Annotated in this window: 10 protein-coding genes and 1 tRNA gene; 3 read left to right on the forward strand and 8 right to left on the reverse strand. The window is 49.8% G+C overall.

Translation table 11 applies throughout. The features are described 5' to 3' along the window. Positions 1-140: 140 nt before the first annotated feature. The 5 genes from ACTBDZ_RS11975 to ACTBDZ_RS11995 form a co-directional block, all read right to left on the reverse strand. Entirely contained in the window at positions 141-386 is a 246-nt protein-coding gene (locus ACTBDZ_RS11975; protein ID WP_438815477.1) for a DUF2543 family protein, read from the reverse strand. A gap of 96 nt (positions 387-482) precedes the next feature. Next, the gene (locus ACTBDZ_RS11980; protein ID WP_438815478.1) at positions 483-1022 is read right to left on the reverse strand and encodes a DUF2058 domain-containing protein; all 540 of its coding nucleotides are present in this window, start codon (positions 1020-1022) and stop codon (positions 483-485) included. A gap of 142 nt (positions 1023-1164) precedes the next feature. Next, positions 1165-1647: a cold shock domain-containing protein gene (locus ACTBDZ_RS11985; RefSeq protein WP_438815479.1), complete on the reverse strand. Its 483-nt coding sequence runs from the start codon at positions 1645-1647 to the stop codon at positions 1165-1167. A 177-nt stretch (positions 1648-1824) separates the two neighbouring features. Further along, positions 1825-1901: transfer RNA gene (locus ACTBDZ_RS11990), tRNA-Val, on the reverse strand. A 205-nt stretch (positions 1902-2106) separates the two neighbouring features. Continuing rightward, positions 2107-3474 (reverse strand): MATE family efflux transporter, encoded by a 1368-nt coding sequence (locus ACTBDZ_RS11995; RefSeq protein ID WP_438815480.1) that lies wholly within the window; start codon positions 3472-3474, stop codon positions 2107-2109. 463 nt (positions 3475-3937) lie between these two features. On the opposite strand from ACTBDZ_RS11995, the gene ACTBDZ_RS12000 reads away from it, so the two are divergent. Continuing rightward, positions 3938-4588 carry a riboflavin synthase subunit alpha gene (locus tag ACTBDZ_RS12000; RefSeq protein WP_438815481.1) on the forward strand — a complete coding sequence of 217 codons (651 nt, stop codon included), beginning with the start codon at positions 3938-3940 and terminating at the stop codon, positions 4586-4588. A gap of 68 nt (positions 4589-4656) precedes the next feature. On the opposite strand, the gene cfa is transcribed toward ACTBDZ_RS12000, so the two are convergent. Then, the gene (gene cfa / locus ACTBDZ_RS12005) at positions 4657-5808 is read right to left on the reverse strand and encodes a cyclopropane fatty acyl phospholipid synthase (protein ID WP_438815482.1); all 1152 of its coding nucleotides are present in this window, start codon (positions 5806-5808) and stop codon (positions 4657-4659) included. Positions 5809-6433: 625 nt separating this feature from the next. Then, positions 6434-7459: an HTH-type transcriptional repressor PurR gene (purR, locus tag ACTBDZ_RS12010; protein ID WP_438815483.1), complete on the reverse strand. Its 1026-nt coding sequence runs from the start codon at positions 7457-7459 to the stop codon at positions 6434-6436. A gap of 216 nt (positions 7460-7675) precedes the next feature. Between purR and ACTBDZ_RS12015 the strand changes: the two genes are divergently transcribed. Beyond that, a complete protein-coding gene (locus ACTBDZ_RS12015) occupies positions 7676-7942 on the forward strand; it encodes a cytochrome bd-I oxidase subunit CydH (protein WP_438815484.1) in 267 nt (88 codons plus the stop codon). 74 nt (positions 7943-8016) lie between these two features. Here ACTBDZ_RS12015 and ACTBDZ_RS12020 read toward each other — a convergent pair whose 3' ends face one another. Then, positions 8017-8874 (reverse strand): C40 family peptidase, encoded by an 858-nt coding sequence (locus ACTBDZ_RS12020; RefSeq protein ID WP_438815486.1) that lies wholly within the window; start codon positions 8872-8874, stop codon positions 8017-8019. Positions 8875-9284: 410 nt separating this feature from the next. Here ACTBDZ_RS12020 and ACTBDZ_RS12025 point away from each other — a divergent pair, with 410 nt between their 5' ends. Beyond that, on the forward strand, positions 9285-9641 hold the full coding sequence (locus tag ACTBDZ_RS12025; protein WP_438815485.1) for a Grx4 family monothiol glutaredoxin: 357 nt from the start codon (positions 9285-9287) through the stop codon (positions 9639-9641). Positions 9642-9856: the final 215 nt, after the last annotated feature.

Genomic DNA, 9856 nt, shown 5'->3' on the forward strand with positions numbered 1-9856 from the left:
GATTGTTAGTATGAATCATGAGAGTTACCTCGTGTTTTGTATAAGGATTGGACACCCATATCAAAACCGGTAACTCTCAACCTTGCAAGGTCCAGTGTCAGATCAAGTCGCGACTAATACAGTTTATGTGCTGTGCAACACTACTCATTGCCCCATTGATTCAAAAACGTCGCTATCTCATCAATACGCTGCTCGTTGATATGGGCCTCACGCGCCATTTCGTGCTGAGCTTGCTCACTGATCTCTTCATTATTCATTAAGCGAGTGATCAGCAATTGGAAATAGTGCGTCAGAGCGTCACGCTCTGACTCGTTCACCAACGTGGCGGCTTCCGTCGAATACTCATCCACAATATCATAATATTTAAGGGGTATTTCATTGTTCATACGTCGTCCCCACGGGGCAAGGTGTTTGTCAGTACCACCAACATTCTCTGGTCAGGTGGTGAAATGCAGTAAAGCCACAACAACCTACTGCGTCAGTTACCACATTAAATCATCGGGCACTTTAAAGTCGGCGTAAGGATCTTCTTCATCTTGCGCCTCCTGACTCAGCGCACTGTGTAAAACAATACTGCTCGCATCGCGCTGCGCAATTTTTTCGGCCACGCTCGCCGGGATAATTGCGTATTGGCTCTCACCCTTGTTATCAATAACCAGACGCGCGATGGCGAGACGGCCATTAATCAGCTGAGTTTGCGTCAGCTTATCCACAACCAACTTTTTGATTACATTGTTATCCGTGAAGTTGAAACCAATATCACCTTTTGCAATGTCGATTTTGTTCATTTCAATCAGTTGCTTCACCTGCGCTTTATACTCTTTAGATAACACAGCCTGTTTTTGTTGTTCGCTGAGCTGTTTATCGCGTTCAAGCTGATTTTTTTTATTTTCCTCTACCGCGGCTCTGGCTTCACGCGCCTGAACGCGTGATTTTTTGGCCGTTCTTTCAACTTTGGCCATTTTTTTGCTGGTTACTAATCCCGCTTTCAGCATCTGCTCTTGTAAGGTGAGTTTTGTCATCGTCGTTTCGAAACCGTAGAAAAATTTGTGGGATTATACCTGTAATCGCCGAGGCTGTAACCGGGCGCAAAGCCCGATCGCTACGGCGTTTGGATCTGGAGGACGCCATCAGGGATGCAGTGAACACGGCAGCGAAATGGCTTCACACCTTGAGCAGTTTCACCGTTGCCTCAATGTCTATTTCATCTTCCGTGAAAATTAACGTCGAACCCTGGAAGGTGGTGATCGCCAATTTTTTCATCGAACGAACGTCACTGGATTTAGCGGTTGATTTCGGCCTGATATTTCCCATGAGCGCGCCCACAGAAAGCACCGTATTTTCTTTATCAATGCGGGTATCGGCCGACACTTCTTCGCTGAATACCAGAAAGGATTTAATGGCGGTAAGCTTGATGCGCTCGCCTGCGATATAAATGTATTTGCTTTCCGGTTCGACTTTCACGGCATAAGCCGACAGACCCTTGTTATTGGTTGTGGGTTCGAAATTGACGGTCGCGCCTTTTTTAAGCAGATCCGGATTGGCGACCTTAATCACATGAAAATAACGATTATCGCCGTTTTCATCTTTGATAAATCCAAAACCTTTATCTTTAAACCAGGTTGTGATCGTTCCGTTCATCGCCATTACCGCCTACCTAATCGTTTATCACCTTATTTTTGCAGCGCGCAGTGTAAAGCACAATCCCTACGCAGACCACCTCTTTGGTTTGTCTCTTGATGATAAATGTCGGGTGTTATTGCCAGAGACGGGCTTCAGGAGATTGGAAGCAGAGTGATAAATAGAACACTGAGGAACAAGAAATGGTGCGTTCTAATGGACTCGAACCATCGACCCCCACCATGTCAAGGTGGTGCTCTAACCAACTGAGCTAAGAACGCATTTTGTGAGGCTGGTAACTAAAGCAGCGGGCAATGCCCTGTGCTGCCGTGCGAGGTGCATAGTAGTGAGTGAACGTGGTGCTGGCAAGACGCAAATGCAACATTTATGCGGTTGAACCGCACGACTGCTGCGCTTGTGTTCACTTTGCGTTTTTTTCACCCAACACCGGTGGCGTGCTGCCCCTTGCGTTGGGTGATATCAGGGCTAGAGCGCCGCGCGCGCCAGAATATCGCCGGGCGGTTGGCGTTGCAGATAACGGATACGTAGCACCATCATGATCGCGGCAGCAGTGAGTCCGATGATAAAGCCACACCAGAAACCGGCAGGACCCATGCGCGGCACCCAATAATCGGTCATTGCCAGCAGATAACCGCTGGGTAAACCGAGTATCCAGTAGGAGAAGAACGTGATGTAGAAAATGGAACGCGTGTCTTTATAGCCACGCAATACGCCGTTGCCGATAGCCTGCACCGCGTCTGAGATCTGATAAATCGCGGCCAGAAGCATCAACTGCGCCGCCATAGCGACCACTTCGGGATTCTTGTTATACAACAAGGCGATCTGTTCACGCAGCAACGCGGTGAAAATGGCGGTACAACAGGCCAGCATCACGCCGGTCGCGATGCCGGTGTAGGCCGCAACACGCGCATCTTCCACGGAGCCTTCCCCCAGCCGGTGGCCAACGCGGATCGTCGAGGCAATGCCGATAGACAACGGCAGCACGAACATCAGAGAACTGAAGTTCAGTGCTATCTGATGCCCGGCAACGTCAATCACGCCGAGCGGCAGGATCAGCAGGGCGACGATGGCAAACAGCGATACTTCGAACAGCAGGGCGAGCGCAATGGGCAAACCAAGCGAAAACAGAAGCCGCATGGCGGAGAAATCAATCTGCCAGCGCTGCCACTTTATATCGCGCAGCCAGCGTGCGTGCATACTGTAGAATGCCATCATCAGCATCATGATCCAATAGGTAGAGGCTGTCGCGACGCCGCAACCCACACCGCCCAGTTCGGGCATGCCAAATTTGCCGTAGATAAAGATGTAGTTCAGCGGAATATTGATCAGCACGCCAATAAAGCCAATCACCATGCCCGGCTTGGTTTTGGATAACCCCTCACACTGGCAGCGCAGCACCTGATAGAACAGATAGCCCGGTACTCCCAGCAGCATCACGTGCAGATAGCCGATGGCAACATTCGCGAGCTCCTGTGAGTCGGTATGCATCATGGCAATAACATGCTTGCCGTTATACAGCACTATCATGGTGATAACCGCAACGATCGCGGCCAAAATAAGCGCCTGCTGAACCTGATGGGCGATGCGCGGGCGTCGGCCAGAGCCGTTGAGTTGGGCTACCACTGGCGTGAGCGCCATTAATAAACCATGTCCAAACAGGATGACCGGTAACCACACGGAGGTACCGACTGCAACCGCCGCCGTATCGGTGGCGCTATAAGCACCCGCAATAATGGTGTCAACGACACCCATGGACGTTTGGGAAACCTGCGCAATAATGACAGGAACCGCGAGCGTTAACAGGCTCCGCGCCTCTGACAAATATTTCTGCACGCAAACACCTTCCTTGAATTGTTAAAACGAAAAACTGACGTCGATACCGCCTCGCTTTCTGTTATACGGCAGCACGGTGAGGTGGCGCGTTGCTTTTCCAGCAGGGGGTTTGGGATGAATGAAAGTAAACAACCGCAAGCGAGATAAAGAGCACAAATGGCTTTCGAAGCCATCCATCTGAGATGGAAAATCAATCGATGACAGAACGTTGTTCTAGTGTAGCGGCTTGGCATAAGTAAACCAACTTATTTGTAAGATATTGTGTCAATGGAGAGGTTCTGTTGTCTTATCGGATTTGTCAGGCGACAAAGGCGGGAATACGTTTGGTTTTCCAGTCGTTATGAGGCAAACTGCAAAATGATTTGTCAGCCTTTATTCCCTCGCGGCGTGCCACGGTAGCGTAGGGGGAGAGGCTGGCACAGTAGCATTCAGTTATTTCACTGATTTATTATGAGGCAAGCGTATGTTTACCGGTATTGTTCAAGGCACCGCGCCGGTGGTGTCCATCGATGAAAAAACGAACTTCCGCACGCATGTGGTAAAACTTCCTCCCGAATTACTGACCGGCCTGGTGACAGGTGCCTCGATTGCCAATAACGGCTGCTGCCTGACGGTGACGGCGATTGATGGCGATCGGGTCAGTTTTGATTTAATGAAAGAGACGCTACGCCTGACCAACCTGGGCGATATCACGCCGGGCGATCTGGTGAATATTGAGCGTGCCGCAAAATACGGCGATGAGATTGGCGGACATGTTATGTCCGGGCACATTATGTGCACGGCCGAAGTGGTTAAAATTCTTACCTCGGAAAACAACCACCAGATTTGGTTCCGGCTCTCCGATGAATCGCAGATGAAATATGTGCTGCACAAAGGTTTTATCGGGATTGATGGCATCAGCCTTACGGTGAGTGAAGTGACTCGCAGCCGTTTCTGCGTGCATTTGATTCCCGAAACGCTGCAACGCACCACGCTTGGTCAAAAGCGATTGGGGAACCGGATCAATATCGAAATCGATCCACAAACTCAGGCTGTGATCGACACGGTTGAACGTGTGCTGGCACAGCGTCAGGCACAAGAGGCCGCAACGGCAAATGCCGTGCAGAGCGCCTGAAGCCTGAGCTGAAAAAGCGATAAAAAATGCCGTACACTCTTGGCTGTACGGCGTTAAGCTGACCGAAATCAGCGCGCTACACGCACGCCGCCTTCAATCCCTTGGGGGCTAAACAACACCTGCCACAGTTGAATATTGCGCGCGCGAAACGCTCCGGCGCAGGCATTCAGGTAGTAACGGAACATACGATTAAAACGCGGTGAGTAACGGTTTGCTAACTGTGGCCAACTGGCGACAAAGCGATCGTGCCAGGCCATCAAGGTTTTATCGTAATCGGCCCCAAAATTGTGCCAATCCTCCATCACCAGATAAGGTTCACTGCGTACGGCAATGTGGCGCACGGAGGGCAGGCAGCCGTTGGGGAAGATATATTTGTTAATCCAGGGGTCAACCTGCGAATCGGTTTTATTTGCCCCAATGGTATGCAGCAGAAACAGCCCTTTTGGTTTGAGATTTTTGCTGACGACGCGAAAGTACGTATCGTAATTTTTCGGTCCAACGTGCTCAAACATGCCGACAGACACGATGCGATCGAAATGTCGGTTAAGGTCGCGGTAATCCTGCAATTCAATGGTGACGTTGAGATCGCTACAGCGCGCCTGAGCCAGTTTTTGCTGCTCACGTGAGATGGTCACGCCGTAAACCGATACGCCATAATGGAGTGCCGCATAGGCGGCCAGCCCGCCCCAGCCGCAGCCAATATCCAACAGTGTCATGCCTGGCTGAAGCTGAAGTTTTTCACAAATCATGCGCAGTTTGGCCTGTTGCGCCTGCTCAAGGGTCGTGGCCTCTTTCCAGTAGCCGCAGGAATATTGCATATGCGTGTCAAGCATCAGGCTAAACATATCGTTGCCCAGATCGTAATGTTCCTCGCCGACGATCCAGGCTCGCTTGCGGGATTGCAAGTTAATCAAGCGCGCAGCGACAATGTGCAAAATGTCTTTGAGATGATGGGGGGCCTTTTTCTCAAGCTCTGCACGTAAGATACGCCGAAAAAAACAGTCTAAACGATCGCACTCCCACCAACCGTCCATATAGCTTTCCCCGAGCCCCAGGGAGCCTTCACGCAGAACGCGCTTGTAGAAATCGGGGTTACGTACCCGGATATCAAACGGGCGTGAGCCATTGATTTTGATATCGGCGATCGCCAATAACGCGTGAACGATACGGAACCAGGACGTGTTATGTTCTGCCAGTTCCTCTACATATGATGAACTCATAACTTCTCCCAACCTTGCCAGACAGCGCCGCAAGGAACAGCATAGACAGTCTCTCATCAACCCGAACGCTGCGGTTTGCGCGCAGCGTGTTCGAATCACGGGCAGGTTACCCGTTGTTCAAATAGTAAGCGGTTGCATTCGTGCGCAGCCGTTTATGCTTGCCCGTTGCACAGCGGCAGCGGGCATAACATCCATCGTCTACTCTCTGGATACCCAGAGGGAATGAAGTGTCAACGCCGGTACGTGGTAACACGTAGGGGCACATATCCTGATACGCAGTGCTGCGCTCGTTATAATAAGGATAAATGTAGGGATATTGTCCGAATGAAAAACAGTGTATGACTGCTTCAATCAGAGGACAAGTCAAAATTGATTGATGCAGCCATATAGAATTTACAAATCAACGTACTATAACCGTCATACTTCAAGTTGCAGGTGCGTTGACTGCACTCGCTCACCCGAATCACTTACTTAAGTAAGTGATTCGGGATTCCCTCATTTGCCGCGTTACGACGCTCATAAATGAGCCTCGCCCTAAAGGGCCAGCGCAAGCGCTGTTCAAAACGTTAACGTTTTGTCCTGCAACTCGAATTATTTAGGGTATATAAGAAAATCGTCTTAAACATTAACGGCGGTAGTCGTGAAATGGGCCGTCACCCACTGAACGGCGCTCGATAAGCGTTGGGTGAACCTCAATCATCTGCGCATCTTCACGCTTGCTGGTGATGCGATCGAGCAGCATGGTAAAAGCAGATTGGCCCAAACGTTCTTTTGGCTGGTGGATCGTGGTTAAGGCTGGGGTGAAATAACGTGCATGGCGAACATTATCGTAGCCAATCACGGAAATATCTTGCGGTACGCGTAGTCCCAACTCATCAGCCGCGCAGATAGCGCCCATGGCCATGATGTCACCGCCGCAGAAAATAGCGGTCGGGCGCTGTTTCTGCGCCAAAATCTGGTGCATGGCTTTGTAACCGGATTCCGGCTCGAAATCACCCTGAACAATCCACTCATCGCGAACCGTGATATCCGCTTCCTGCAAGGCTTTGAGAAAACCCAGATAACGCCCGCTGCCCGTGTTGCGTTCCTGAATACCCGGAATGGCACCGATGTCGCGGTGGCCGCGCTCAATCAGATAACGCCCAGCCAGGTATCCCCCTTCGAAGGCGTTATCAATGATGGTGTCAGTGAAATCGCTGTGTGCCTGACCCCAATCCATTACCACCATAGGAATGCTGCGGTAATCGGCCAACATGCTCAGCAGTTCAGGCGGATATTCCGCACACATCACCAACAGGCCATCGACCCGTTTTTGCGCCAGCATGGAAAGATAGGCTCGCTGTTTTTCCAGGTTATTATGCGAGTTACACAGAATCAGGGTGTAGCCTTTTGCATAACAACTGTTTTCAACTGCTTCGATAATTTCCGCAAAGTAGGGTGCTTCGCTCGAGGTGGCGAGCAGCCCGATGGATTTGGTGTGGTTTACCTTTAAGCTCCGAGCCACTGCGCTCGGAGAGTAGTGTAATTCCTTGATGGCTTCCCGCACGGCCGTTTTGGTCTCTTCGGCGACGAAACGTGTTTTGTTGATGACGTGAGAGACGGTTGTTGTTGAAACGCCAGCACGCTTTGCCACATCTTTGATCGTTGCCATCTAAACATGACTCCTGAACCTACTTGTTACGGCAGTATATAGTTTGTTAATCGTTTGCTTTTGCGTAATGTTCTCTTTCCGATGGTATAAACAGGATATCAGAAGGAGACTGCCGAAATACTTTGTACCTAAAGGGGACGCGTTGATCTCATCGAAGATGACGTGTTCGGACACCGACGCAGCGCACGGTAAACTGCGAATTTTGGCTGATTTGCCGTGAAAGTGAAAGGGATAATTGATTTAATTAGTGCAGCCGGGATCGGAGATTTTCCCTATAAATGTGTAACAATGCTTTTTTGGCGTCATTGTGCTGCGGGTAGTGGTGTGCAGGAAAGAACGGAGCATCCAGTGCGGCGGCAATTTTCACGCGTTTCTGTGTTTCAAGGAGATAGAATGAATACTGATTTGAAAATGTCATTACTGACCACAGTTGGAGCGTTAGTCATGATCATGGTATTTAACTTTGTTGCCGTGTTGAACTGATCGCGATTAAAATAAAGACCAGGCTGCATAAGCATCACCTGGTCTTTATTATCGCTAACGCGTCGATGTGGCGATTAACGAATCGTTTGTGGTGTCACCACGCGACGTGCACCAATGTAGTGTTCCTGCCAGTAGTCTTCGCTCAACTTACTGATCTTGATATCGGCACCGGTTCGCGGTGACTGAATAAACTTGCCATTGCCGAGATAAACCCCGACATGATCGGCGGTGCCGCGACCATTGATGCGAAAGAACACCAGATCGCCAATCTCCAGTTCACCCTTATTGATGGGCGCAGCATCGCGCAGGTGATACATTTCATTGGCGGTGCGCGGAATAGGAATCTTCACCACATCTTTATAGGCATAATAGACCAGACCGCTACAGTCGAAACCGGTGTAGGGCGAGTTACCACCCCATTGATAAGGTTTACCGATCTGACCCATCAGCTTGTTCATCGCCGTCATTTTTGCATGCTGATAACGGCGCTTATGCGCTTCACTGAGCACCAACTCTTTGCCCGCTTTCTTGGCACCTGGTTTTATCGCCGCCGTTTTCTTCTCAGTGGCATCAGCGCCTTTTTTGAGCCCCTTTACTAGTTTTGCGGGCGTTGCGCTATGGTAGCGCGATGACGTGGTTTTTGACGCAGTGCTCTTGGTCTCAACGTCGGCAGAACTCTTTTTAGTGGCGGTCGTTTTGGTGGATTTCGTGTTTTGCGCTACTTTGGCTTTTTCCTGCGTCGCCTTTTTCTTCGGTGGTTCTGGTGGGGTTTGTGGTTTTTTAGCGGTTTTGGTGGTCTGGTTTTTTTTCAGGTGTTTGTCATCCGTGCTGGCGCTGGCTTTCTTCTCCGCATTGGTGTGCGGAGCTGCCTGGGCAACATTAACAAACAGATGGCTGAAGAAAACGAAGATCAGAGTAATAAATACGCGCATGATAAAAGAGACCGAATACAATCCTTAACTCACTCAATTCGAACAGTATTCACGAAAACGGCATGAGAAAAAAGCAGGAAATCACCTTTTCGCTTAACAGAATCATGAGAAAACGTTAATAATTGTTTTCCCGCTGTAAATATCATCATTTATTGCGGCATATTTCACCGAGGGTGACTTAGGGGGAACGGCGACAGGAAAAACCCTACAAAAAATGGCGTTTTTTTTGTCATGACAGCTCTCGCTACAATGAAGCAACGGTATATGTGCTTTGCAATCGCTTGGATAACAAAGCACATACGCGACAATGGTGCGATAATACCCCGTTACATAATGATGCCGTGCGATCCCTCCGACAGGAAGAGGGCACCGTGATGGCTCGCAGAAACACCGTTTGAGGAAGCAAAAGCATGACGACGACAACGATTGAAAAAATTCAGCGCCAGATTACAGAAAACCCGATTCTGTTATACATGAAAGGTTCCCCGAAGTTGCCGAGCTGCGGTTTCTCTGCCCAAGCCGTGCAAGCGCTGTCGGCGTGCGGTGAACGCTTCGCGTATGTGGACATTTTACAAAACCCGGATATTCGTGCTGAGCTGCCAAAATACGCTAATTGGCCGACCTTTCCCCAACTGTGGGTTGACGGTGAACTGGTTGGCGGATGCGATATTGTCATTGAAATGTATCAACGTGGCGAATTGCAGCAACTGATCAAAGAAACCGCAGACAAATACCGTGAGCCGCAGGATGGAGACAGCGCACAGTAAATCGTGCCTGTTGGCGGGCATACCGCCGGTATCTGAGGTAAAAGAGGGGACCCAGCACCGTGGTCCCCTTTTATTTGGGTATCAAATCTTTTTATCCGTCATTCCGCACCTACTTTAAGAATAAATTCGACGGTATCGCTCGCCGAGAACATCAACGATGGTCTTGTGAATAGAATTGAGGTTGGATACTTGTGGTGGTCTGTCACCAATACTGA

The sequence above is a fragment of the Symbiopectobacterium sp. genome, assembly GCF_051710365.1.
Lineage (GTDB): Bacteria > Pseudomonadota > Gammaproteobacteria > Enterobacterales > Enterobacteriaceae > Symbiopectobacterium.